At 44.9% G+C, this 26,445-nt stretch carries 22 protein-coding genes; 8 read left to right on the top strand and 14 right to left on the bottom strand.

All coding sequences use genetic code 11. From position 1 onward, the window contains the following. Positions 1-7 precede the first annotated feature (7 nt). The 3 genes from lpxK to AC0VYA_RS08875 all read right to left on the bottom strand — a co-directional run bounded on the left by lpxK (position 8) and on the right by AC0VYA_RS08875 (position 5,129). Complete coding sequence (lpxK, locus tag AC0VYA_RS08885) at positions 8-991, bottom strand: tetraacyldisaccharide 4'-kinase (protein ID WP_475490758.1); 984 nt, start codon at positions 989-991, stop codon at positions 8-10. After that, on the bottom strand, positions 988-2,745 hold the full coding sequence (gene msbA, locus AC0VYA_RS08880; protein WP_475490757.1) for a lipid A export permease/ATP-binding protein MsbA: 1,758 nt from the start codon (positions 2,743-2,745) through the stop codon (positions 988-990). The genes lpxK and msbA overlap by 4 nt, the downstream gene beginning before the upstream one ends. A 95-nt stretch (positions 2,746-2,840) precedes the next feature. Further along, positions 2,841-5,129, bottom strand: coding sequence for a DNA internalization-related competence protein ComEC/Rec2 (locus AC0VYA_RS08875; protein WP_475490756.1), 2,289 nt, complete (start codon positions 5,127-5,129; stop codon positions 2,841-2,843). A 49-nt stretch (positions 5,130-5,178) separates the two neighbouring features. Here AC0VYA_RS08875 and AC0VYA_RS08870 point away from each other — a divergent pair, with 49 nt between their 5' ends. Then, positions 5,179-5,721 carry a DUF2062 domain-containing protein gene (locus AC0VYA_RS08870; RefSeq protein WP_011574600.1) on the top strand — a complete coding sequence of 181 codons (543 nt, stop codon included), beginning with the start codon at positions 5,179-5,181 and terminating at the stop codon, positions 5,719-5,721. Positions 5,722-5,782: 61 nt separating this feature from the next. On the opposite strand, the gene AC0VYA_RS08865 is transcribed toward AC0VYA_RS08870, so the two are convergent. The 4 genes from AC0VYA_RS08865 to smc are packed head-to-tail and all read right to left on the bottom strand — an operon-like array spanning position 5,783 to position 13,062. Beyond that, a complete protein-coding gene (locus tag AC0VYA_RS08865) occupies positions 5,783-6,121 on the bottom strand; it encodes a DUF3392 domain-containing protein (RefSeq protein ID WP_011574599.1) in 339 nt (112 codons plus the stop codon). A 3-nt stretch (positions 6,122-6,124) separates the two neighbouring features. Then, positions 6,125-8,158 (bottom strand): NAD-dependent DNA ligase LigA, encoded by a 2,034-nt coding sequence (gene ligA, locus AC0VYA_RS08860; protein WP_475490755.1) that lies wholly within the window; start codon positions 8,156-8,158, stop codon positions 6,125-6,127. A 50-nt stretch (positions 8,159-8,208) separates the two neighbouring features. Then, positions 8,209-9,543: a cell division protein ZipA gene (gene zipA / locus AC0VYA_RS08855; protein WP_475490754.1), complete on the bottom strand. Its 1,335-nt coding sequence runs from the start codon at positions 9,541-9,543 to the stop codon at positions 8,209-8,211. Between the two features lie 24 nt (positions 9,544-9,567). After that, positions 9,568-13,062: a chromosome segregation protein SMC gene (smc, locus tag AC0VYA_RS08850; RefSeq protein ID WP_475490753.1), complete on the bottom strand. Its 3,495-nt coding sequence runs from the start codon at positions 13,060-13,062 to the stop codon at positions 9,568-9,570. A gap of 238 nt (positions 13,063-13,300) precedes the next feature. Between smc and cysZ the strand changes: the two genes are divergently transcribed. Next, a complete protein-coding gene (gene cysZ, locus AC0VYA_RS08845; RefSeq protein WP_475490752.1) occupies positions 13,301-14,035 on the top strand; it encodes a sulfate transporter CysZ in 735 nt (244 codons plus the stop codon). A gap of 18 nt (positions 14,036-14,053) precedes the next feature. Here the strand turns inward: cysZ and AC0VYA_RS08840 are convergent, their stop codons facing one another. Further along, positions 14,054-15,121, bottom strand: coding sequence for a 2-dehydropantoate 2-reductase (locus AC0VYA_RS08840; protein ID WP_475490751.1), 1,068 nt, complete (start codon positions 15,119-15,121; stop codon positions 14,054-14,056). Positions 15,122-15,394: 273 nt separating this feature from the next. Here AC0VYA_RS08840 and AC0VYA_RS08835 point away from each other — a divergent pair, with 273 nt between their 5' ends. The 4 genes from AC0VYA_RS08835 to AC0VYA_RS08820 all read left to right on the top strand — a co-directional run bounded on the left by AC0VYA_RS08835 (position 15,395) and on the right by AC0VYA_RS08820 (position 19,699). Then, positions 15,395-16,483, top strand: coding sequence for a GGDEF domain-containing protein (locus tag AC0VYA_RS08835; protein ID WP_475491051.1), 1,089 nt, complete (start codon positions 15,395-15,397; stop codon positions 16,481-16,483). Positions 16,484-16,487: 4 nt separating this feature from the next. Beyond that, positions 16,488-17,747 carry a glycosyltransferase gene (locus tag AC0VYA_RS08830; RefSeq protein WP_475490750.1) on the top strand — a complete coding sequence of 420 codons (1,260 nt, stop codon included), beginning with the start codon at positions 16,488-16,490 and terminating at the stop codon, positions 17,745-17,747. 173 nt (positions 17,748-17,920) lie between these two features. Beyond that, positions 17,921-19,306, top strand: coding sequence for a diguanylate cyclase (locus AC0VYA_RS08825; RefSeq protein WP_473481277.1), 1,386 nt, complete (start codon positions 17,921-17,923; stop codon positions 19,304-19,306). 93 nt (positions 19,307-19,399) lie between these two features. Beyond that, positions 19,400-19,699 carry a hypothetical protein gene (locus tag AC0VYA_RS08820; protein WP_011574590.1) on the top strand — a complete coding sequence of 100 codons (300 nt, stop codon included), beginning with the start codon at positions 19,400-19,402 and terminating at the stop codon, positions 19,697-19,699. A gap of 42 nt (positions 19,700-19,741) precedes the next feature. Here AC0VYA_RS08820 and AC0VYA_RS08815 read toward each other — a convergent pair whose 3' ends face one another. Both AC0VYA_RS08815 and AC0VYA_RS08810 read right to left on the bottom strand, forming a co-directional pair. Then, positions 19,742-20,461 (bottom strand): DUF3307 domain-containing protein, encoded by a 720-nt coding sequence (locus AC0VYA_RS08815; protein WP_475490749.1) that lies wholly within the window; start codon positions 20,459-20,461, stop codon positions 19,742-19,744. Then, positions 20,461-21,093, bottom strand: coding sequence for a hypothetical protein (locus AC0VYA_RS08810; RefSeq protein ID WP_011574588.1), 633 nt, complete (start codon positions 21,091-21,093; stop codon positions 20,461-20,463). The genes AC0VYA_RS08815 and AC0VYA_RS08810 overlap by 1 nt, the downstream gene beginning before the upstream one ends. A gap of 245 nt (positions 21,094-21,338) precedes the next feature. Between AC0VYA_RS08810 and AC0VYA_RS08805 the strand changes: the two genes are divergently transcribed. Then, positions 21,339-21,563 (top strand): DUF3565 domain-containing protein, encoded by a 225-nt coding sequence (locus AC0VYA_RS08805; RefSeq protein WP_475490748.1) that lies wholly within the window; start codon positions 21,339-21,341, stop codon positions 21,561-21,563. Between the two features lie 66 nt (positions 21,564-21,629). On the opposite strand, the gene AC0VYA_RS08800 is transcribed toward AC0VYA_RS08805, so the two are convergent. Further along, positions 21,630-22,664: a purine-nucleoside phosphorylase gene (locus AC0VYA_RS08800; protein ID WP_011574586.1), complete on the bottom strand. Its 1,035-nt coding sequence runs from the start codon at positions 22,662-22,664 to the stop codon at positions 21,630-21,632. 250 nt (positions 22,665-22,914) lie between these two features. Between AC0VYA_RS08800 and AC0VYA_RS08795 the strand changes: the two genes are divergently transcribed. Then, complete coding sequence (locus AC0VYA_RS08795) at positions 22,915-23,454, top strand: hydrolase (RefSeq protein WP_475490747.1); 540 nt, start codon at positions 22,915-22,917, stop codon at positions 23,452-23,454. 68 nt (positions 23,455-23,522) lie between these two features. On the opposite strand, the gene AC0VYA_RS08790 is transcribed toward AC0VYA_RS08795, so the two are convergent. The 3 genes from AC0VYA_RS08790 to AC0VYA_RS08780 form a co-directional block, all read right to left on the bottom strand. Continuing rightward, positions 23,523-25,226 (bottom strand): SufS family cysteine desulfurase, encoded by a 1,704-nt coding sequence (locus AC0VYA_RS08790; RefSeq protein ID WP_475490746.1) that lies wholly within the window; start codon positions 25,224-25,226, stop codon positions 23,523-23,525. Between the two features lie 132 nt (positions 25,227-25,358). Further along, positions 25,359-25,973, bottom strand: coding sequence for a DUF6942 family protein (locus tag AC0VYA_RS08785; protein ID WP_475490745.1), 615 nt, complete (start codon positions 25,971-25,973; stop codon positions 25,359-25,361). Further along, positions 25,973-26,365 (bottom strand): DUF2750 domain-containing protein, encoded by a 393-nt coding sequence (locus AC0VYA_RS08780; RefSeq protein WP_011574582.1) that lies wholly within the window; start codon positions 26,363-26,365, stop codon positions 25,973-25,975. The genes AC0VYA_RS08785 and AC0VYA_RS08780 overlap by 1 nt, the downstream gene beginning before the upstream one ends. Positions 26,366-26,445: the final 80 nt, after the last annotated feature.

Here is a 26,445-nt window from a genome sequence, read left to right as displayed (position 1 = left end):
TTTTATCTCACTTTACGTTGCGTAATTTCATTAATAATTGTTGTTCAAACTCGCTATCAAGATTGGCATCCACCGGTAAATACCACCAATCATCGTGGGCGAATGCTCGGCATTTAACCGCATCTTTCTCTGTCATTAGCACCCGCTCTTTAGGCAAATCACTTGCTTGAAACGCGTGGTGATCCACAAAGCTCATACAGCTTTTAAGCTTTACCTTGTGCCGCTCTAATAATTTATAAAATCGTTCAGGGTGACCAATACCGGCCGCTGCAATAACCGGAGCATCCAACTCACTTAGCGCTAAGTGCAAAGTTGGGTTATTCAGGTTGACCAACTCACTCGGCGCTAATGACATTAGCCATTCACCACTTTGTGTGTCTTGGCCATTGACCACAACAAAGTCTACTTGCCCTAAGCGAGCGGTAGATTCTCTCAGCGGCCCAGATGGCAGCAAAAAATGGTTTCCGGTACGCCGTTTGGCGTCCATCACCACGATTTCAATATCTCGTTGCAGCGCATAATGCTGCAAGCCGTCATCACAAATTATGACGTCACAATCGTGCTCTTCAACTAAACACCGGGCGCCGCGTCCGCGATGGGGATCAACCACCATAGGACAATGAATGCGCTGGCGCATCAATACGGGTTCGTCGCCAACTTCGCTTGGTTGACTATTGCGTGTCACCGCGCAAGGATAATCACTGCTATTACCGCCGTACCCTCTGCTAAGGACCCCAGGCCGATACCCATTTGCCTGTAGAAACTGGGCTAAATGCACAACAAGAGGTGTTTTACCGTTGCCCCCCACGCTAATATTACCCACGATAATCACTGGCGCAGACACCTTGACTGAGCTTTTCAAGCCAGTCAAAAACGCCCATCTTCTGGCCTTAGATATCAGCCAGAAGAGCACAGTCAATGGCATTAATAACAGAATGCTCGGCCATTTGTACCAGGGTTGCTGATACCAAACACGCTCTATCCATCTCACGCGTCAGTTTGCCCGTCGCCGAATTGTAATTTATGTAGCTGAGCATACGCGCCGTCCTCGGATAATAACGAAGCATGATCCCCCTGCTCTAAAATACGCCCTCTCTCAATAACCAATATCTGATCGGCACTTTCAATGGTAGATAAGCGATGAGCCACAACAATGCTGGTACGATCTTGCTGCAGCGTTTCGAGCGCATCCTGGATCAATCGCTCTGACTCCGTATCAAGCGCCGATGTTGCCTCATCAAGAATAAGCACAGGTGCATCAAGCAGCACAGCTCGGGCAATGGCCAAACGTTGACGTTGTCCGCCAGACAGCATCAAGCCATTTTCGCCGATGAGTGTTTCCATGCCGTTGGGTAACTGCTCTATAAATTCTAAAGCGTGGGCAGTTTTTGCCGCAGCCAACACTTGCTCGGGGGTAACGCGCCCTTCTGAGCCGTAAGCAATGTTATTAGCAATCGTATCGTTAAAAAGTGTGACGTGCTGAGACACTAGCGCAAACTGGCGACGTAAATCCTTCAGTTTGAAATCTTGCAATGGCACATCGTCGAGTAAGATAGTCCCTTGCTGCGCATCATAAAAGCGAGTTAATAGGCTCGATATGGTTGATTTACCACTGCCTGAACGCCCTACCAGAGCAAAGGTTTTCCCTGGCTCTACCGTGAATGACATATCCGATAACGCGGCCTCTTCCTTATTAGGGTAATGGAAGGTCACGTCTCTGAACTCTAATTTGCCCTTGGCTTTGTCTAGCACTTTGCTGCCGGTATCTTTTTCTATGGCATTGTCTAGCACTGAGAAGATACTCACACATGCAGCCATGCCCTTTTGAAACTCACTGTTTACCGTGGTGAGCTGTTTCAACGGTTTAAGTAGCATGGTCATAGCCACCACGACGGTTACAAATGTTCCAGGAGTTAAATCAGTGATGAAATTTGGTTTACTAGAGATGTATAACACGACGGCCAGTGCAACAGAGGCAATCACTTGAATCGATGACACACTGAGAATTTGCGCAATTACCAGCTTCATATTCTGCTGACGATTATTGTTGTTCTTTTTAGCGAAACGCGAGGCTTCTAAATCTTGCCCGCCAAACATCAATACCACTTTGTGGCCTTTAATAATTTGCTCTGCAGAGGATGTTAAGTTACCCATGGCTTGCTGAATATTTTTACTCACCAGACGAAATCGCTTGCTCACAACAGATACAATCATGGCCACAAGCGGGCCAATCAAAATAAAGACTAACGACAACTGCCAAGAATGATAGAACATCCAAAATAATAAGCCAAAGACCAACGCGCCTTCTCTGACCAAGGTTAAGAACGCTTTACCTGCTGCGCCCGCGACTTGCTCGGTATCGTAAATAACTTTTGAGATAAGCTGCCCAGAGGGATGATGATCGTGAAACTCAACGGGCAAATGCATGTACTGATGAAACAATTGCTCGCGCATCTTCATCACCACCTGGCTTGATATCCAAGACAAAGTATAGGTACCCATAAAATTAAATATGCCACGGGCGATAAAAACGGGGATAACAAAATAAGCAGCTATGCGCAGATAATCGTAATCCCACTTGCCCCCATTGCCATCAATAATAGGTTGCAGCAAGGAGATAACATAAGCATCGATCAGGGAGTACCCGACCATGCCAATAATCGCTACACCAAAGGCAAGCTTGAAGTCTCTTAGGTAAACGGCGAAGCGTTTGAACACATTTTGCGTGGGTAAAGTATGAGTCATGAAGGCGTTAGAATTCGACTTAGTTAAGGTTACACAGGGATATTGTAACTGTTGAGGTGAAAATCCCCAACTATCAATTATTTAATGCTCAGTTTTCAATCAATTGTCTGCTTTGCATACCAGTATGGGTAGATATTCTGGCGAAATGTACTCACTTGAGCGCCACTGTCGTTAATACTTATTTGAACCTGCCCATGCTTTGATGTGCGATACAGCTGTGCATCTGTTTGTTGATACCGCTCTACCACGGCCGTTTTTGGAAACCCCCACCGATTCATGAACCCTTGACTGAACACAACAAAGTCGGGCTCTACCGTATCAATAAATGCCATAGAGGAAGAGGTATTACTGCCATGATGAGGGGCAATTAGCACATCCGATCGTAAAGCTGTGCCGTAACGGGCTATTAACTTTGCCTCTACAGAGGCGTCTATATCCCCAGTTAACAACAGACTAAAATCACCGTCGCTAATTCGCAGTACGCAAGAACTATTGTTATCGTTATACAAATTCGGGTCGTCTGGCCACAAGGCCTCGACGCTTAGCCCTTGCCACGTGAGCTGCCAATTTTGCCTACACAGGTCTTGTGTGGTGAACAGGGCCTCTATCGCCATTTTCTGACGTAGCGCCAGCAAACTGCCGCTGTGGTCATTATCAAAATGACTCACAACGAGCGCACTCACTTCACGCAAGCCTTTGCTTCTCAGAAAAGGCAACAACACGCTATCGGCCATATTAAACCCACTGGGATACGCCGCTCCTACATCGTAAACCAAAGCTTTGTCAGCTTTGAGCACCACAACCGATAAGCCCTGCCCCACGTCCAGCACATTGATTTGCCAGTCGCGTTTAGCAGGGGTGAGTCCAAACGTAAGTAATGGTATACAAAGCACCAGCGCTAGCAAGCGCGGTATTAGCCCCCTTGGCAACAAAAAAGTTAGCGCTGCAATAGTAAAGCAAACCCACACAATCCCAGGTATGGCTTGAATGCTAAAAGCGGCTCCGGACCAACTCTCCATTAGACTAAGTTTATCCAGTAAAAACTGTAACCCTACATCAACCAAGGTAAATACATGTTTCCAGTACGGTATGGATAGCAACATCATTATCACTCCTAGCAAACACATGGGCACAATGACGAGTGTTACAATAGGAACCGCCACTAAATTGATGACAGGCGCCACGACTGATACAAATGAGAACTGCCACGCCACCAAAGGCAGCATTAAGAGGCTTAGGGCCAGCTGTAAACGGCACATACTGGCAAACCAGGTTTTAATCGAAAATCCTTGATGGCGCACCGGCCAGCGCCAAAATACAAAGCCGATAATTGAGACCGCTCCAAAACTCAGCCAGAAGCTTTGACCAAATAGACTCAAAGGAAAAAGTACAATAAATGCGCTCACTCCTACCAAAAAAATTCGTTTAAACCCCCAATGGGTGCAACTAAAAACAAGCAAGCCCGTTAGCGCCAACATAAGCCATGCCCGTAGCGCTGGTAAACCGAAGCCTGCTAAATAGGCATACCCTAGCGTGGTAATAAGCGTGATGAAGACGCTGATAAAATAGAAGTTAGCGTTTTGCCCCTTGATTAACACTCGGTAACAAAAAAGTAAGACACTGGCGATAAGCAAATAACAAATACTGCCTACAAGGGCCAAATGTAGGCCAGATATTGCTATCAAATGGGCGATACCAGTCCGTTGTACCAAAGACCAATCATCAGGTGTCAGTAGCCCTCTGTGCCCCAAAGAAAGCGCTGCAATCCAGGGCGTTGTATCCAGCTTTAAAGCCATAATATCGTCGAGCAGACGCTGGCGAACAGAACTATCAGATCCAACTAGATTATTGTTTTCATTAGTTTTTACGTAACCCGTCGCCACAACACTTTGACTAAACAGCCACTGCTGATAATGAAAACCACCTTGATTCGCCAGCCCATGAGGAGGCTTTAACTTAACCCACAATTGAGCCAACTGCCCTTGCTTTAAACGCCATGTTGGCTGCGTCCAACTGAGGCGGATTAACACATCCTTGGCTAACGTCCTGTCATCAATACTGGATATCTTGAGGTTAAATCGTGCGCTATTTTCGTCATCGATTAAACTTTTCACCTGCCCTTTAACCCACACACCTTGGGTAAAATCGCTTGATGGTAGTTGCCAAGTTTGCTGCCAATGCCCTACACTTGCCATCCAAAAAATGCCGAGTAGAAAGCTGCAACTTAAAGATTTAATACTCAAAAGGGTTGAATTACCCGTAGGTAAACGCCAAAGCAGTATGGCAAGCGTTAGAATTATTGGTAGAATGGCGAGCGCAGGCAGAGACAACCAGAAAAGCGCAGATATGCTTGCTGCAATAAAACTGAAAAGTCTTCCGTCCATAGTGCTAAGCACATCCTGTAGATCACTTCTCAACACATTATAGGGAATCATGCTGAAAAAGTTCATTAAACGCTTTTTACCGGACCATCATAAAATTAAAAAGCAAAAAGCATTGAAGATATTCGGCTCCTTGTTGCACGACCCAAATCTTTGGCATCTTAATCGTCGTTCAGCATCTGGCGCGTTTGGTCTAGGTCTTTTTTTCGCATTCTGGCCGGTGCCATTTCAGATGTGGCTATCCGCCGGGGCAGCCATTCCCCTTAGGGTCAACCTGCCACTTTCGGTCGCCACAGTATGGATCACCAACCCTTTCACTATGCCGCCAATTTTTTATGGGGCGTACTTAGTCGGCGCAACGATCCTAGGCACTGACACGCAAGCGTTTCACTTCCAATTAAGTTGGGATTGGGTAGTACAAAGCCTAGAGACCATAGGGCCGGCATTCTTACTTGGCTGTGGCGTGTGCTCAATCGTTTTTGGTTTAGCGGGCTTCCTTGGTTTAAATTACATCTGGCGCTGGTCTGTGGTGAAAGCATGGCAGGTTCGCCAAGCAAAATACGCTGCCAAGCAAGCTAAATTGAAGCAACCTTAATAAAGCAAAAAAACCAGCCTTAGTAGGCTGGCTTTAATTCAAGAGACTGGCACAGGCAGCACTATATGTAACGTCTGTGCTCAGCTAAATAACCCAGAAGTAAAAATAGGCTCACAATACACAATCCGCGATACATACTGGGTATCATCATCAAGATTAATTTTACGTGTGGCGTGGTAAAAATCACCAACGCCCCATAGCCAAACGCACAAATAAGCACGAATACAGATGTGCGAATAATAAAGTGGTATGGCGACAATATATGTTTAACTTTTTTATTCAGTATATCCCCATAGATTACCAATACTGTCGCCACGATCGTCATCGAAATTTCAGTATAATATGGACTTGTCCAACGGGTTAAGGTCGCTAACGCATCGAAGATAAATGATGTATCCATGCCTTAACCCTCAAGGTCGGCGAACATGGCTAACATGTCATCTTCGTTCATGACCTTTACCCCCAAATCCTGAGCTTTAGTTAACTTAGAGCCGGCCTTTTCACCGGCCACTAAGCAATCGGTTTTAGCCGATACACTGCCCGATACTTTTGCTCCCAAGCTTTGCAACTTCGCTTTAGCCGAGTTTCGGTCCATCACATTTAACGTCCCGGTGAGCACGTATACCTGCCCTGCAAGCGGCAACTCATCTAATGCTACCTTTTCGATTTTTGGCCAATGTACGCCGGCCTCTAACAGTGCACTAATCACTTCGAGGTTGTGCTCTTCCTTGAAAAAGTTAAACACGTGCTGAGCCACAATAACACCGACATCCGATACTGCTTGTAGCGCGTCCAGATCTGCTTGCTCAATAGCCTCCAACGTTAAAAAGTGTTGTGCTAAATTCTGCGCTGTCGCCTCGCCCACTTCACGAATGCCTAAAGAATATAAGAATTTGGCTAATGTGGTTTTTTTGCTTTTTTCTAAGGCGTTAACTAAATTTACCGCCGATTTTTCGCCCATTCGCTCCATACTTGATAAAGGAGCGATATCCAGAGCAAAAAAATCAGCCGGGCTTTTAACCATTTCAGCGTCGACTAATTGCTCAATTAATTTATCCCCGAGGCCATCCACGTCAAGCGCTTTGCGTGATGCAAAATGCTTCATGGCTTCTTTACGCTGAGCCTTGCAGTACAAGCCTCCCGTGCAGCGAGCCACGGCTTCGCCTTCTAGTTTTTCAATCGCTGAATCACAGACCGGGCAACTTTCAGGGAATACAATGTCTTTAGCGTCATCTGGGCGCTTATCTGCCACTATCGCGACTATCTGCGGAATAACATCTCCTGCTCGGCGAATAATGACGCTGTCACCAATCTTGATACCCAAACGATTGATTTCATCTTGATTATGCAGCGTAGCGTTAGAAACCGTCACGCCTCCAACAAACGTCGGTTCGAGCCTTGCTACTGGCGTAATTGCACCGGTTCTGCCGACTTGAAACTCAACGTCGAGCAAGATGCTCATCTCTTCTTGCGCAGGAAACTTATGGGCTATCGCCCAGCGCGGCGCTCGAGCTACAAAACCCAGCTCTTGCTGCATGGCAATATTATCGACTTTGAATACTACGCCGTCTATGTCATAGCTTAACTGGCTTCTCAGCTCTCCAATCTTATGAAAGTAGGTTAAGCACTGTGTTGCGCCCTGCGCCACCTCAAGCTCTTTGCTCAAAGGTAGGCCCCATTCGCTTAACTGAGCTAAGCGCGATGAATGCGTTTCGCCCAAAGGTTGTTGTTCGTTTTCAACCAAGCCCAGCGAGTAACTGTAAAAGAGCAAAGGTCGTGCTGAGGTGATCTTCGGGTCAAGCTGACGCAAACTCCCGGCAGCGGCATTTCTCGGGTTAACAAACGGTTTTTTACCCTTTTTAATCTGTGCTTCATTTAAAGTAACGAAGCCTGCTCGGGTCATGATGACTTCACCGCGCACTTCTAATCGGCTCGGAAAGTTCTCTCCTCGCAAGCGCAAAGGCACGTTAGCAATGGTACGTACGTTAGTCGTGATGTTTTCACCTACTCGACCATCGCCCCGTGTGGCAGCGCGCACTAACTGCCCGTTTTCGTACAAAATACTCACCGCTAGGCCATCAAGTTTAGGCTCGCAGCTAAAACTAATTTCACTGCTTATCTTTAAACGGTCTTTGATGCGCTTTTCAAATGCCTGCATGTCATCTTCATCGAACGCATTATCAAGAGACAACATGGGTACTTCGTGCTCAACCTGTTCGAACGCGCTAAGAGCTGCTCCGCCCACTTTTTGCGAGGGAGAATCCGGGCTGCGTAGATCAGGGTGGTTATTTTCAATGTCCAGCAATTCACGCATTAAGCGATCATATTCGGCATCAGGCACGGATGGGTTGTCCTGCACGTAGTATTGGTAATTGTACTCGTTGATGGTGTTAATAATTTGCGTCAGCCTTTGAGCAGGCGACAAAGCATTAGACATATAATGTTCCAAGATATTCAAAGAAAACAGGGAGCAGGCGCTCCCCAAAATTAACGGTGTATCATTCTCTTACGTTCAAATTCACGGATGCGTTCGACGTATTGTTGTAACCCTTGTTTGGTTAACATACTGCGGCGGCCATCCAGTATTTGGCCATTAAATTCATCGGCAATTTTACGCGTGGCATTGTGCATCATATTAAAAACTTGATGAGGGTCACCCTCAATGGGCAAGATCATAAACAACGTGATCCCCTGCGTGGTAAAGTTCTCTAAATTGTCGATGTCAAACACCCCGGGCTTGAACATATTAGCCAAGCTAAACAATACGGGGCCTTTACCGTTGGCATTAACATGGCGATGAAAAATATCCTGATCACCAAATTTAAAGCCTAATGTTAGTAACATAGGCAACAACGTAGCACCTTGAATGGGCGCGTCTTCTGCTGTTTTTACATTTAATACCAACACTTCTTGCGGCTGCTCTTGCGCTTTCTTCTCAATGTCACTTTTCTGCGGCTCGCCAACATGATGGTCGTTGCTTTGTTGCTGCTCGTCAAAATCAATGTTCAATTGATCCTCAGCGAACTTGGGCTCTTTGCGCTTACGACTCGCACCTTCATTTTTTCGCGTATGCATGACTTTTTGTGTTACTTGTGAATCAAGCTGCGGCTCCTGGTTTTGTCTGCTCACGGCGGGCGAATCGGCAGAAGTTTGCGCTTGAGCAGCATCATTGGCCTTCAGCAAAAAAGTAGGTGGTTCAGGGATATCGCTCGCTTGCTTAGTGCTGGCACTGGTGTAGTGATTATTTTGTGGGGTATATTCAGGCTTTGGTTGCGTTACTACCGAAGCATACACTTTGCCAGGCGTAACCGGTGTCTTTGGCTCTGACGTGGGTGCTTCGGTTTTAGGGGCTAAGTCTGGGTTTTCAACGCCGTTTTCATCATTTTTTGCCCCCTTTTCGTCTGCTTTCGCTTGCTGAGTTTCACTGTCAAACGCCAAATCATCATCGGCATAACTCGCCAACGTATCGTCAGCAATTTCGCCTAAATCATCTTTAGCGTGATGAGTGTTGCTTTGCACATCAGGGGCTTTAGCGTTACGACTGACCACACGCACTGGGCCCACACCGAGATCGTCAAAGTCACTTTGAAATTTACCCGCTCCTTGGGCGTCACCCTCGGCACCGGTGATGTCATCATCCAGTGAAAACTGAGGTTCAGATCCCCCGTCATCCTTGATACTGCGGTGATGTCCGGCTGCAAATTTCGCCTTCGATTTTGCCTTGCCCGAGGACTTGCGAGATACCCATAAGCCATGAATCAATACCCCAGCAATTGCCACGGTACCTACTATAAATAACGTCCAGCGTAATACATCTTCCATCGAATTAACTCATACCCTTTTTTATTATGCTTGCGCGATAGCTAAAGCTTGTTCCACATCAACAGCGACCATACGTGATACACCCGGCTCAGCCATGGTGACCCCCGTTAAGTGACTAGCCATTTCCATCGCAATTTTGTTATGGGTGATATAAATAAATTGCACACTGGTAGACATTTCGCTTACCAGCTTACAAAAACGCCCCACATTGGCATCATCCAACGGTGCATCGACTTCATCCAACAAACAAAAAGGTGCTGGATTCAGTTGAAAAATTGCGAAAACCAATGATAAAGCGGTCAGCGCTTTTTCTCCACCAGAAAGCAGATGAATTGTGCTATTTTTCTTGCCCGGTGGTCGCGCCATAATACTCACCCCTGTTTCCAGTAAATCGTCATCGGTCAAGGCTAAGTAGGCAGAGCCGCCCCCAAAGACCTTAGGAAACAAAGTTTGTAAGCCATTATTGACTTGATCAAAAGTCGTTTTAAAGCGACTTCTGGTCTCTTTGTCAATTTTACGTATTGCTTGCTCTAACGTGTCTAGAGCGGATTCAAGATCTTGATTTTGTTCATCTAAATGTTGTTTGCGCTGAGCTTGAATATCGTATTCTTCAACGGCAGCTAAGTTAACAGCCCCAAGCCTAGCGACTGCAGCAACGGTGCGCTCTAAATATTCTTGCCAGCGCTTTTCGTTGCTATTTTCGCCTATTGCCTCAAGTAAAGGCTGTAACTGCACTTTAGCTTCGCTGAGCTGTTCGATAACGCTTTTGGCACGAACGCGGTAACCTTCACACGCTAATTGGCTAGTTTGTACATCTTGCTGCATCTGTTGAATCTGCGCATTAATGCTTTGCTGACCTTTTTCAATCACCGCGAGTTGGTGCTCAATTTCACCCAAGGCTGTGTTTAGCGTTTGCTGCTTATCATCTAGTTGCTTATGCTCTATTAACATCGCCTGTAGAGCCCCAGCTTGCTCATCGAGTGGAGTAGACAATAGCGATAACTCGTTGTTCAACTGTTCTTTTTTATACAACATATTTTGCAATTGAGCACGCTCGCGCGCTTGAATGGTCTGTACATTTTGTACTTCCGCTTGTTGACCTTTTAAGGTTAAGGCGTGTTGATGTTGTTGATTTTTTAGATTATCAACTTGATGGCGCTGCTCTCGAAGTTGATTGTTAAACGCTTCACGCTGCCGCTCTATATCGCTTTGCTGCTCTTCTAGCCCTAACAGTGTTTCAGCCAACTCTTCGGTCTGCGCAGTAGTTTCGCTCAGTTCGGCTTGCTCTTTAAGCAATATGTCTTGTTGGCGCTTAAGTTCCGCTTGCAGCTTTGTTACGCGCTGAGCGTTCGTTTGCTGTTGCTGAACCAACCATTGGTGGTGATTTTTATGCTCGCTTAGTGCTTCACTGCAACGAGATAAATTGCCCTGTGCTTGCTCTTTAAGTGTACTTAAATGCTCAACGTTTTCTTGCGCTTGCTCGTTAGTGCCCTGTGCTTCTTCGCACTGTTGTTGTATAGCCGGCAGCGCAGATTCAAGAGCGGCGATAGCGTTAGCGCGCTGTATACTGCCGCCGGCATCTTCACTGCAACCATCGAGCGCCCAATCCTTACCAAGCCATAAGCCATCTGCGCTGACAATACTTTGCTCGCTGGTTAATGCGTTACGCGCAGCCAAAGCCTCTTGCCGGGTACGAGCGATACGAATATCCGCCATCCACTGGGGAATGACACTGTTACCGAGCACGGTTGCCAAAGTCCCTTCTTTAGGCGCTAAATCGCCGCTTTGGTCGTTGTTATTATTGACGACTAAGGCAATGCCTTGGCACTGCGCTTCTTCAAACACGCTGATATCGTCAACGTTATTCACAATAAGTGCATTTTTCCACTGTTCTGTAACTGCTTCGACAGCCTTTTCCCATCCTGAGTTTACGATTAACGCAGCCTGCCATGGTTGGCTATCAATGCCCTTTTCCAGTAAATATTGTTGATAATCTTCATGACCTCTTGCTAAATTTTGTACGCCTTGCAAAGCTTTTATTTGCGCCTCTATGGTTTGCAATTCACCCTGTACTTTTGTTTGTGCGTCGCTGAATTTTCGCCAATCTAACTGAGCTTGATGCAAAGCCTCGTTTCGAAGCTGGTATTGTAACTGCGCCTCATCATATTGCTCTTGGATGAGTTGTTGCGCCGTTTTGGCCTCATCTATTTGCGTTGCAAACTCGTCCGTTTTTAGACTATTGATCTCACTGGTAATTTCACTTATGCGCTCTTCACTGCGCATTTGCATGGCTAAAATTGATTGGATTTGGCTATGATAACGTTGCGCTTGTTGCTTATATTTTTGAAAGGTTTGTTCTTGCTCTCGCCATTGATTTTGCTCGGCTGAGGTGCGCTCTTCTGTATTTTGCAATTGCCAAATAGCATCTTCTAGTGCTTGTTGTGCTAATTCATGTTCTGGCCCATGTTGTTCAATCACGTCGGTTAACTCAGCCAACCGAGTGACACTAGCCTGCAGCTCAACCTCACTGTCTTTTACTGCCTCATTTAGAGTGCTCAATTCTTGCTTAATTTGGCCAATGCGTTGTTTACTATGCAGTTGGTTTTGTTCTAGGCGAGTGATGTCGGTGCCAAGACGAAAATACGCTTGTTGTGTATCTTGCAGTTGCTGTTTGAGTTCTTGCTGGCGTGTACGATAAACTGTTATTTCTTTTTCATCTCCTCGTTGGCGGGCAATAAAGGCTTCTAGGTCTGCCTCTTGCTGCTGCGTTTGTTGCTCTAGGCTAACTATTTTGGCGTTAAAGTTAGACCAACGCATGGCCGCCAATTCATTTCGATATTGTCGCTCCTGCTGTTTTAGTTCTTTATATTTCTTTGCAGCTGATGCTTGTTTTTCCAATTTTTGTAATTGCGCACCTAACTCACCGCGGACGTCTTCTAGGCGCTCTAAGTTTTCTTTGGTGTGGCGAATTCGGTTTTCAGTTTCTCTGCGACGCTCTTTGTACTTGGAAATACCTGCCGCTTCTTCAATAAAGACTCGCAGCTCTTGGGGTTTTGATTCGATCAGCCTTGAAATAGTGCCCTGTTCAATGATCGCGTAACTACGCGGGCCAAGCCCTGTGCCGAGGAACAAATCGGTGACATCTCTGCGACGACACTTACTGTTGTTTAAAAAATAACTCGACTGGCCATCTTTGGTGACTAAGCGCTTAACGGAGATCTCATTGTAACTGGAAAATTCCCTTTGAATACGCCCAGAGGTGTTATCAAACACGAGCTCAACGGTACATTGAGATACCGGTTTTCTTGCCGTGGAGCCATTGAAAATAACGTCGATCATGGCATCGCCACGTAAGTTTTTCGCAGAGCTCTCACCTAATACCCAGCGCACAGCATCAATCACATTGGATTTTCCGCAGCCGTTCGGCCCGACTATGGCGGTCATATCATTAACAAAGGGGATGCTGGTAGGGTCTACAAAAGACTTAAACCCCGCGAGCTTTATTTTCTTTAAACGCATGAATAAAAAGAGGATTCCGGTTTTATCGTTATTATGGGAAACAGTGGAAATGTAGCAAAACTCACCCCATGTAACAATTGACGTTTTGTCGCGACCATGTTCGCCAGTATAATACCCTAAGATAGCAACAATATTTGCTAATTAATTCAAGGTATTAGACATTTTTTGGCGAACCAACGATAAACGCACAATTAAGCTATAGACAAACCGATAAACAGTATACAAAAGAGGCAACACATTGAATTACTTCTTACAGGGCTTTTCCCTTATTCAAACGAAAGGCTTAAAACGTTTCGTTTTTATTCCGCTGGCAGTAAACTTGATCCTATTTTCAGTGGCTCTGTACGCTCTTTTTGGGCAAATAGACGGGGCTATTATTTGGCTCGTTGATTTAATACCCGATTGGCTAGGCTGGCTCAAATCGGCTTTGAGTTATATTATCTGGCCTCTTGCTGTTGTCACTATCTTGCTGGTTTTCGCCCTTATCTTTGGCACGCTTGCCAACTGGATTGCAGCCCCCTTCAACGGTTTACTAGCCGAAAAGGTTGAGAAACATCTGACAGGACAAGACTTAGGCGACACAGGCGTATTAGATGTTGTGAAAGACATTCCCCGCACATTAGGCCGCGAATTTTCAAAACTCGCTTATTATATACCCCGCGCATTGGGTTTCTTGTTGTTGTTTTTTATCTTGCCGGTCTTCGGCCAAGTGCTGTGGTTTTTGTTCACCGCTTGGATGATGGCAATCCAATATTGTGATTACCCATTTGATAATCACAAAGTATCGTTTAAAGATATGCGACGTACCCTAAATCAAAGCCGTGGAAACTGTTTTAGCTTTGGAATTGGGGTCAGCGTTTTTTCGATGATCCCCATCGTCAACTTTTTAGTTATGCCCGTAGCCATATGCGGTGCAACCGCCATGTGGGTAGACAACCTGAAACCCAAATTACTCAACGACCATCAGCACTAATTCGTCAGTGCTAGCGAGTTAGTGCTGGCGAATTAGCCGTTGTAACTGGGATGCGCTCACTGGGCGGGTAAGTGCGGTTTTTACTCGCTTAGCCCCTTGCTCATGTTTGCTGTTAGGCGCAGATAACGCTTCGACTAACGCCACAATACGTGTGTTTGCTGGGGTGGGTACTCCCACTCTTGCCCCCTCGTCTACTACCGCTCCGTTTAAATACTGGATTTCTGTTGGCTTATTTTGAGACATGTCCCACCACATAGATGTACGCACGTTAGGGTCGACGGCAAGCATTTTATTCGCCACTAACTTAAACAAAACGTTGGGCAACTTAAGGACATGGGGTACAAGGTTAGCGGGTAGCGCAGTGACTTTTGGTAACTCAAGTCCTAGTTCTTTTGAGACAGCCAACAACTCTTGCATCATAGCAGCAATGACAATCCGATAGCCTCGTTGCTCTAACATGCTTTTCACTGGGATGTCTGCCAAGGCATTGATGCTATTGCCTAAATTCAATTGTAACTTGGCCCATAGCAATGACTGCATGTCTTTGGTGATGCTGACCGGCAGAAGTTCGCTGTCCAACGTAGCGTGCAAATCCTCACTAATAACAGGTCTATTCGCTTGCTCTATTGTTAAGTAGCCCTCTGAGCCGCGATGCAAATGGCCTTTTTCAAGCTCAACGACGTTAAACGGCACCATCACTCGAAGTACAGTATTGTGTGGATAAGCATTCTTGACTGGTTTGTCTGAGCCTAGGCCATTTTGGCAGCACAAAATGACCGTGTTTTTATTGACTAGCGGCGCAATTTCGAGCAAAGCGCGTTCAACGCCATGGCATTTAACGGTCAACCATAAAAAATCACAGGATATTTGCTCAGGCTTGAGCTTTGCGAGAATTTCACTATCGAGAAAATTGAGATTTTCTACTTGTGCATAATGCTCTTGATAATCCGTTAGCACAACGCCCTCAGCTAAATTGCGCTTCACAGCTGCACGGCAAACAAGTGCTACATTTAGCCCTAAATGATGCATACTTGCGCCTAGGTAACTGCCTATTAATCCGGCTCCAAAAACTACGTGAGACGACATACGGCTCCTTTTAACAGATTGATAATATTCATTTAATTTGCAGCAAATTAACACATACACTTATAGAACAAACAAAAATTTCATACAATACTCCTTTATGCCAAGTTCGAGCCGAACACTTTGACCTATTTGTACAACATTTTTAAACGCCTATTCGTATACGCAGCGCTATTAATACTCGTTGTTTATTTTGTTGAGGCACAACCTGCCTTATTACTGGACTGGTTTTCTCCCCTGCCTTGGATTGGTTATTTATCTCTTTCAATTTCAGCGGTGATCGCGCTTCAATTTGGTCGTAGCAGATTGTTTTGGGTCTGCGTTTTACTGGCTATATTACTGTTTTTTACCCATGGAGAAATAGCCCTTTCATCGGCGTTTAACCGCTATCTACCGCTAATATTCTTGGTCATACTCGGTTATTTGAGTTGCGCTAAAGACAGTGGGTTTTCTGCTTACAACTTGGTTATCACCTTGGCGAAGATTTTTGTCGTCGCCATCGTCAGCTATTTGGTGCTGGAGTACATTCCTGCGGTTACCCAAAATAGCCTAAGTCCAATTTATACGTTCGCCAATCACATTGACCCACGTTTAAACGCCTTGTATTCGCCATTTGAGTGGTTAGTCGTGATATTTATCCTCGCATTATGCTTTGGGCGTTTTATTTTGATCTCAGATAATAACCATGGCGCTTTACTTCTCGCGGTGGTGCTTATCGCAATGATGCCCGCTTATGCAACGTTTGAATTACACAATGTATTGGCGTTGGTCTTAGCCACCAGCTTTTTGTACGCCATGCTAAAAGACAGCTTTAATATGGCTTTCAAGGATGAGCTTACGTCTATCCCTTCACGACGAGCCTTAATGCAATACGTCAATACGCTGGGACGAAAATATGTGGTGGTGATGGCGGATATCGACCACTTCAAAAAATTTAACGATACCTACGGCCATGACGTCGGCGACGAAGTCCTTAGATTAGTCGCCAGTCGCTTAAACAAAGTGGGCGGTGGCGGAAAAGCGTTTCGCTTTGGCGGCGAAGAATTCATTTTGATTTTCCCTCGTAAATCACCACAACAAGCGTTGCCCTTTGTAGAACAAATACGCCAAATGATCGCAGATTACCCTATCGCCTTACGGGATAAGCCTCGGCCAAAGAAACGCCCTAAAGCCGCTGCAGGGAAAGGCTCTACGTCAAAAAATAGTCAAGGAAAAACGGTTAAAATCACTGCTAGCTTTGGTGTTGCAAAGCGAAGCAGTCAGTTCAGCCAATTTAGCGATATCATGAAACAAGCAGATATTGCCCTCTATGCCGCCAAAAAAGCAGGACGTAATTGCGTTCAATTGGCAAAACAACCTGAGTAGCCTTATGTCAATTCAACATATTTTAGTTATAGGCTATGTTTGGCCAGAGCCTAACTCTTCAGCTGCAGGCCAACATATGATGAGCTTGCTGACACTTTTCATGCAGCAAGGTTGGTCTGTTAGTTTTGCGAGTCCGGCGGTTCAAGGTGAGCATAAAATTAATCTCACTGAGTTTGGTATAAGCGAACACAGCATTGCCCTTAACTGCAGCAGTTTTGATGACTTTATTTTGAATCAAGCACCAGATGTCGTGGTGTTCGACCGTTTTATGTTGGAAGAACAGTTCGGTTGGCGTGTTGCTAAGCACTGCCCAAATGCACTTCGCGTACTTGATACGGAAGATATGCACAGTTTACGTGATGCTCGTCACCGTGCATTCAAGCAAGGCAGAGACATCACTGAAAGCGATCTTAAAAGCGATTTGGCGTTACGTGAAATCGCATCTATATACCGCTGCGATCTCAGTTTAATTATATCGAGTTTTGAATATACCCTGCTGCAAAATACCTTTGGTGTGCCAGTAAACCTGCTATATCACTGCCCGTTTATGCTTGATATTGAAGACATAACGCAACGATATCCCACCCTGTCTTTTTCGCAGCGCCAGCACTTTGTCAGCATTGGTAATTTTCGCCACGAGCCAAATTGGAACGCCGTACTGTGGCTAAAATCCGAAATTTGGCCCTTGATACGACAAGCGTTACCCACTGCTGAGCTGCATATTTACGGGGCTTATCCGCCCCCTAAAGCAACCCAACTACATAACCCGAAACAAGGGTTTTATATTAAAGGTTGGGCACAAGATGCTAAAGCGGTGATGGCTAATGCCAAGGTGTGCTTAGCCCCCTTAAGGTTTGGCGCCGGCATCAAGGGCAAATTGGCAGAAGCGATGCTGTGTAATACGCCTAGCGTAACCACATCCATCGGGGCTGAAGGTATGTGTGATGAAGCATTATGGCCAGGTGCCATTGCTAATATCGCGGAAGAGTTCGCACAAAAAGCGGTGACTTTGTATCAAGACGAAGGGCTATGGCTAAGGTGCCAACAGCACATTGAACAGGCACTACTTCAGTTCGATAAACGCACCATTGGGCCGGCTTTGATTTCGCATATTATTGAAACCAAGTGCACGTTATCAGCACATAGGTTGAAGAACTTCACTGGTAGCATGTTGCAACACCATCATCATAAAAGTACCCAATATATGGCCCAATGGATTGAAGCCAAAAATCGTTCAATTGATAATTCAGAGGGCGATAAATAATGCAATCTCACATGACACTATCGATTATTTTTCATACAAAAACTAACACTAAAATGGTATATATTTCATTCACTAAACTAAGTAATATTACCCGTTTTTAAACATATCGGAATTTTGTGTTGAGCACTTCCCAGCGTAGTAACTTACTCAGTATCGGGTTCAAAGTGCCCATTATGTTGCTTGTTATGGCGATTGCGGTAGCGATTAGCGGTTACTTAACGTTGTCCGACTCGGTAGAAGAACAAAGCCGACTACAGCAGCAATCCATGTCTCCAGCTTTTGATTTAGTCACGCAGGAGTTGGTTAAGCCGCTGCACACTGCACAAATACTTGCCAATACCCAAACCTTGCGCCGATTGATGAATGCTCAAATCATCGATGACAAGGCGATTCTCGATTTAGTCAAGCGTATGTCCATGGACTACAATATGGACTTTTTTGTTGCCAGTGAAAACAGTCGCAAACAATATAACGCCAATGGCAGCACATTAGACTTAAAAGAAGGCGAAGTTGAATGGTATTTTCGCGTTAAGGAACAAACTCACAATGTGGCAGCAGCGTTAGGTAACAGACAAGATATTCACATTTATTTTGACGTGAAAGTATTCAATGATCAGGGTGCATTTCTCGGGTTTATTGGGGTGGGTAAACGCTTAAAAACGTTCTTGGACGCATTTGATAGCTACAAAGATGCTTTCGGTTACGATTTCGTGTTTGTGGATAATAAGCAAGATGTTGTACTGGCATCAGATCCTGACCTATTGGCTGATGGGAAACGTATTCTGTCAGTTGAGCAGCTATCTTGGTTTCAAGCATTGACCGCAGAACAAAAATTATTACCAAGCTTGAATAATATCATCGTTAAGACCCCTGATTATATCAACCTCATCGCACAGATAGACCTTAAGGCTTTGCACTGGAAGCTTTACCTTCTTACTCCGCTATCATCACGTAAAACCGCCAGCACCGATGCATACACCAGTCATACCTCGTTTGTTTTGTTGATTATTTTTGTGGTTTTTGTGACAGCTCACGTCATTATTCGTTTTTTTGAGCGCGAGTCGGCTAAAAAACATCAGCTTGATCCTCTTACTCAATTACATAATCGTGAATATGTGCAATGGCGTTTTGACAAAATAGTCAGAGCCAATCAAGAAGCCAGTTTAATTATGGTCGATGTGGACAATTTTAAACGTATTAATGATTCACGCGGGCATAATGTAGGCGATAAAGTGTTGGTAGAATTTGCGGTGTTACTGCAAAGTGAATTACGTGAGCACGATGCGATAGCCCGCTGGGGCGGCGAAGAGTTTGTTATTTTATTACCCGCAACGAAACTTGAGACAGCCAAAGCGATTGCCCAGCGCACCTGCACGCTAATTGCTGCTCAACCGATTGCACTTCAGGATGAAGCTGATTTAGCGATTTCAGCCAGCTTTGGCGTTACCTATGCCGTGAAAGCACGTTCATTAGAGAGAATGGTAAAAGTCGCAGATGACGCATTATATGAGGCTAAGCACGCTGGTAAAAATTGCGTACGTGTTCATAAAATGAATTAGTCAGAATAGGTCTAGCTAAGCATTAATGATATTAAAAAACGATTACTACCCCGTGTTATAATCAATTTTTAATTAAGTCAGCTCGGAGATATTGTGCTCGCTCGTGTTCGCAACAAGGTATTGTTTAGCTCTAAACGCCTTTCAGCCTATTTAGTCACCTACCCTAATCAACATAAGGTCATGGCTCATATTGACCCAATTGCCAAGGGTAAATACTACAAATTCAATATCGTGTTAAGACAGCCCAAAGTGGGTGGTGTGTTTCATTGTCAAAAGTGCATTATCAATTTGTTCGGCCGGGTTTATCTTTTCAGACCGGATAAATACGAACACAGCGTTACTCGTATTGAACAAGGTGAGCGTAAACTTCTCAGCTTCGCTGTGACGATTTAATCATGGTTGTAACAACACGCTGACCGTGTAGCCACTTAAGTATCAGAGTCTATTGACCCACCAACCCAGTAATAACGCACATGAGAAGCTTAATAAGGTGCCCAGCATCATGTACTCAGTTAGCTTCATGTCTTTTTCTTTTGTTAAGTCGCCAAATCGAAAAATCGTTTTGGCTGCTAGCAAAAAGCCTACACCCGAAAATTGGCCAATCAACACAAACGAGATAATTAAGCACCTTTCTATATAGCCGATCCAGCGCCCTGCAGATGCAAGACCTGTTTGTTTATTCGCTAATTGTACGGTGTAATTATCCAAAGCGATTGTTATGGCTATCGATACCGGCCGACACGCAATCACATAGGCACACGTTATGGCTACATATTTCACTTTTAGGAGCAAATATAGCTGTGTTTTTATCTCGGCCAAGCCAATACCACTAAGCGCTAGTGCAGCCAAAGCGATGATCACGATATGAAAGAATTGGTCTAATAAGAAGTAGCTTAGTTTGTTTGGTTGATAAGACTTCCATACATCGATAAGCAGATGTGAAAAGCCTATCACGACACTGGCTATCCAGCCTTGTGCAGTTAAGAAGCCGGCCAACCATATGGCAGTAGTGAGCAGAACAACATGAGACAGCACATGTTTACCTAGCCCCCATGAGGCAAAATGATGATTATTTCGACAGGTTACCCAGCTATCTTTCTGAATATAAAAATCACCCAGTATGTGCGCTGCAATCATCAATAAAAATAATACCATTAGTCACTTTCCTTGCTTAATTTTTCCTCAAAAAAAACAACATAGGCTTTAATCAAGTCCGCGCTAATACGCGCTAGATGCTTAGTCACGTTCTGTTGACTGGTTGACAATGCATTAGCTAACTGGGTGTGAGTGGGAAAATCCATACTTAAATAATGAAAAAGCACTCTCGCTTGTTTTTGCGTGTGCGAATACAACACGTTATCTAAAAACTGCGTTGCTAGCACAAGTGCATCAAAAAATGCGCCCCCCTCATGATGTAAGCTAATGTGCCCACTAGGTGTACTGTCCAGCCCTCTACCTGATAAAGTAAATGCGCTACCTTGTGAAACACTGGGTTTGTTACCGTCAATAAGCTGCTCCCCCAAGCCTACAGACAGCGTAATTCCCAAAGGTCGTTGAGTTGCATCAGTACTAAAGAGTAGGCTTTTAAGCTCAATTGCTGCGCGCATAGCATGTTGTGGCTGCTTGAAAATAAGCTGCAAACTATCACCACGATAGATTTCGCCTTTTGCAGCAAATCGTGTTTGGCATTTGGCGAGATAATCATCCATGATACTGACCGCACACTGGTAATCTTTCGCAGGCATGGCCGTCGAGTCTACTAAGTCTCCGGTTAAAACAGCGATCATACGTGTACCTCAGGTCGTAGCCTTTATCGATTAGGCAATCAGTTTACGATAAATCTGACGGTTCATGCAATTAAAACAACCAAATTAGATTGTTAAGTTAAATAACAACCAAAAATGATTGTTTTTCTTCATTACAACCAAAACTGACTGTTATTGCCACAAACACGATCAACTATTCATTTTAAGTAAACGTAAGAGGTAAGCTACATGGGCGCCATCAGTAGCATATAGAGGAAGAATCAATCATGAAGCAGCCAATTATTGGTTACGTAAAAGATGACGAAGACCATTGGATAGCGAAACTCGGCTGTGGTCACCATCAACATGTACGGCACGATCCTCCGTGGACAAACAGGCCTTGGGTGATAACAAAACAAGGCCGTGAGCAGCATCTGAACATGGACCTTGAATGCAAAAAGTGTGACCAACAGGCTCCCCGAGATTTTACACTGACAGATCCTATGGATTAAGGTTAGGTGAGTGCCGACAACTATCAACACTCACATAACACTTGGGCTGAAGTGAAAAAAATAAGACTATTTTGCTGAGTAACCGTCTTTAAAGTCAGACCAATGCGTGACGATGTGATCAACCACACTACCACCGACTATGACAATATTTTCCACGGTTTCGGCAAATCCTCCGGCGGTTTCACCCGGTGCAGGGTCAAGGTGCGCTAACGTAGATTCATTAGGATTTCCTTGGTCAAAATTCACCGCACCTCGTAAACTGAGCATTCTGTCAGTACCCACTGTCCGCGCGAGTACTTGGGCAATCGCCACTCCTTCCATTTCTGCGATCATGTAGTCATCTGCGCCATATAGCTCACTCATGTATTGTGCTTCAGCTGACAGACCTGGGCCATGAAAGAAAGTATCACCGGCGATATGCGTGCCCACAGTCACTGCTGGTTTACGTCGCGCTTGCGGTTCTGGGTAACGCATACGATACGCCTGAGCCGAAGGTGAGTCTTTTAGCTGAGCATTTTTTGATAAAGAAACCGCGAAATTGACTAACGCAGGGTTAAGCTGATAGCGACGAATATCTTCATAGCCTTTCCTGGGCATAAATACAGGCGCTCCTGCCTCGCCTTCTTCTGGCATCCAGCGGTGACCCAAATCGTAATCGATTAACCAACTGCCCCAATTAACATCCGCGATGGTGCCCTGCGAGGGAGGAATTCCGCCCACGCCACTGATCATGAAATAACTATGAGAGAAATCAAACTGGCTATTTAAAACTATCGCGAGCATTGAGGATGAAGACGCCACTTTGCCCATGCCTAACACCGACCCACACACGCCATTTTTATTACAAAATACCGGCGTCAACGCCCCCGGGATCGTGATTGGTTGGGCCTCGGCAAAATAACGCTCATACCAATGTTGAAATTCTCCCGCTTTATCCCCTTGATTTGCACCGATTTCAAACATGCCGGCTATAAACACTTTTACAGCAATCGGCTTTTTCTCTGCCCCAATCACTGACACACTTACTAATAGGCACAAGGCACAGACTAAATACTTCAACGAATTACTCCCGAATGAACGAATAACAAATGAATAGGCCATTAATGAAAAATCACTAATGCATAAATAACAAAGGCAAAATAAAATACTGGCTGCGACATAGCAATAACCACACCTGATATATAAAAAAATAAGCGCTTATAAATCAACATGTTAAACAGAAGTGTATAGTTTAAACCACCGACAGCTGCACCAATAAAGAGCAAGCATGCAGTCACAGTAGTGCAAAATTCGTTGTTATCACACCCATCCTTGGTTACCGTACTTATCATCTAAAGTAACAGGCGAACTGATGCTACAAACAAACGATACTGGCCTTGTTGTTATCGATATACAAGGCAACTTAGCCCATCAGGTGTTTCAAAGCGAAACACTGCTTCATAATACACTTACGCTCATCAACGCTGCCCAAATATTAGCTATCCCCATTATATGCCTAGAGCAAGCCCCACTTAAATTAGGTCCGACAGTTCCACTGTTAGCCGAAGAGCTTACGCATCATCCCCTTATCACTAAGCACACCTTTAACGCATGTGATACACAGACGTTTGTAGACACACTACACGATAGCCAAAAGGACAACTGGCTTGTCTGTGGCATAGAAGCACATGTATGTGTTTATCAGACGGTGCTTGGCATGCTGGACTTAGGCTATCACGTAGAAGTGGTCAGCGACGCTGTCTCATCAAGAGCCCAAGAGAATAAAGCGTTAGCGATAGAGAAATTAAGCGCACGCGGAGCAAGCATCACGAGCGTAGAAATGGCTTTATTTGAGCTAATAAAAGACTGCCGTTCACCTGTCTTTAAGACTATTCTACCCTTGATAAGATAATTCACGCTCATCCTTTGCATTCGTTTTCCGCGCTAATAGCCACATCAGCTCATTTTTATACATCCCAACTAACGTGAGTGAACCTGGTGTTGAATTTGTTCAATCACGGCTTGCAAGCCATTGCCTCTTGATTGACTCACATGCTTACCTAGCCCCAGCGCGTGTAAATAATCATGCAGACTAAATTGCTTTATTTGACGCACCGTTAGACGCGCTAATGGCTCAAAAATGATGGCCAATAACCCGCGTACGATTTTACTTGGCGAATGAGCAGCTAAAATAAGGTGATCATCGCGTACAACGCATTTCAGCCACACTTGGCTCTCACAGCCCATCACTTCGTATTGCCCAGTGTGATCCTCAGGAAGCAATTTATGCAATTGTTTACCGGCGAGCATGATTTGCCGGTAGGTTTCATCCCAGCCCTTGGCCTGTCGTATGCTCAGCGCCAGTGGCATAGTGTCAAAATCAAACGCCTTGTCATTCCATGCTTCATTTTGCGGTGCAGTGTTTTTCACCACTGCTACTGACGTTAAATCTTGGCTGGCGTTTATAGAATCAGGGCGCAGCGAGCTTACAATATCTTGTAGCACGTCAATGAAATGATGTATTTCTGGCAAGGTATTGTAGCCACTCAAGGAAACCCGCACCGTGCCATCAATTGAGAGCGCCTGCATCAATGGCATAGCACAATGATGACCTACCCTAACCGCGATATTATGCTCGTTAAGCAATAGCCCAAGATCCTGGTTGTTGATCCCATCGACAGTGAATGATTGCACGCAAACGCTGTTTTCAAGGTCCCCCCATAAACGTATACCTGAAATGCTTCGCAAGCCGTTAACTAACGCGGTATACAGGGCTTGCTCTTGTTCATGGATTACCAATTGATGCGTCTTTAAAAAAGACACGGCCGCCCCTAAACCCAACACGCCAGCAATATTAGGTGTGCCGGCCTCAAATTTGAACGGTAATCCTTGAAAGGTTGTACCTGAAAAACTCACCTTTTCAATCATTTCGCCACCGGTTTGGTACGGCGGTAAACCATCGAGTAATACTTGGCGGCCATACAAAACGCCAATTCCCGTTGGGCCAAACATCTTATGCCCACTGAAAACATAAAAATCACAATCAAGCGCCTGCACGTCTATGGGTAAATGAGCAATAGCCTGGGCACCATCAATTAGCGTTAATGCCCCATGCTTTTTGGCGTGAGCGATAATGTGCGAAATTGGGTTTATATTTCCCAGCGCATTAGAGACATGACTAACCGCTACCAAAGCAGTTTTATTGGTGATTAAACTTTTAATGTTTGCTAACTGCAACACACCATCTTTATTCACTGGGATCACTTTTATGTGCAGTCCCAGTTCATTAGCGATTTGCTGCCAAGGTACAATGTTCGCGTGGTGCTCCAGCGCTGACAACACAATTTCATCACCAGATTCCACGTGCCCCTTGGCCAATACGTTAGCCAATAAGTTAATGCTTTCTGTTGTGCCCTTGGTCCAAATGATTTCTTTTTCACTGCTGGCATTGATCAATGCAGCGACATCTTTACGCACTTGCTCAAAGGCGTTTGTGGTGTCAGCAGATACTCGGTGGCTAGCACGGTGTACATTCGCATTTTGCTGGGAGTAAAAGCGAGTTATGGTATCAATAACTGGCTGCGGCTTTTGTGTGGTGGCACCATTATCGAAATATAGCCAAGGCGATCCGTCATTTTGTTGGTGAAAAATGGGAAATTGCTGACGTAAAAACAACTCAGACATAACACGCTCAAACATAATCAATAAAGGCTGCGAATTGTTGTTAATATCAGCGGCTTTATCAAGTCAATTTGGCTATTTACACCCACTAATAAAAAATAACTGCGCGCTTTTCTAAAAGTAGAAATCAAATGGCTATTGATTAAGCGATTTTAACAATTCAACTAAGCGGATAATTTTAATATTGGATAACTGGCGATAATCAAAGTATGGGCAAACCACTGTGCGGGCACTCTGATCAATAGCAAACTCTTCACCGTGCCATGTTAAGTTCAAACCTGCACTCTGAACTAAAGATTTTGCATAAGTACGGCCCATTATAATGTGATACGCATTATGAATTGTGCCCGTTATGGCATCATCAGCGCAGCCATTGCCGTAATTAGGCAAGTCTTGCTGTGGTAAGGGCGGGCTAAAAAGCAAAGCGGTCTGACTGTCTTTTTGCAGCAAGACTGTATCCCTATAGACTTGCCAGCTTGCACAGCCCGCACCGGGCAAACATGTATCTAATACGGGATCCGCACTTCGCCAAGCAAACACTAATTTCGCATAAACATTAAAGACTTTACGCCAGCCATTACCACACTGTCGATTGAGCGCTTCAATGTCCCCCGTGCAAAAGGGGCGCATTGTATTTAGTAGAGATAAATCTTGGTAGTTTGGCCGATTGGCGATATAGACGTTGATGCGGGCGTGGTTACCTCCTAGGCCCGCATCATCACTAGCCTCAGCATAATGAGAAGACGTCACTAGGATTCTGTTTGCAGTTCCTCATTAATACATTCAAGCATTTCTTGGGCTTCAAGCATGATCCCTTCTTCATCTTCACTCAATGGGAACACCAACACCAAGGTACCATTTTGTTGCATACCGGGTAACCACACCTGATGCCACTGGGCAAAGTCAATTTGCTTCGGCTCACAATCTGGGAAGTCATTTTTAACCCAAGCTTGCGCAAATTCAGCGTAAGGCCATACGGGTATACAAGCATCATCTTCAGCTTTAAGCATTAACCAGCCATTGTCGCCGAATAATCCCCACAAATGCTGACGCTCAATCATACGAGTAATAGCGTAATCAAAACGCTCTTCTGGTAATAACTTGCTAAGGGCAATAAATTCTTCCGCTGAAATTTCCGTCATGTTGAGTTCCTGAATTTTGAATGAAAGTAATGAGTTACTACGCACCTGTGCGCGCTATTTTAGTGTGGCGCACGTAGCAG

The sequence above is a fragment of the Paraglaciecola sp. QJM3NY_14 genome (genome assembly GCF_056173245.1).
The sequence above is the reverse complement of the archived record's forward strand: the minus strand, read 5'-3'. Positions and strand labels throughout refer to the sequence as shown.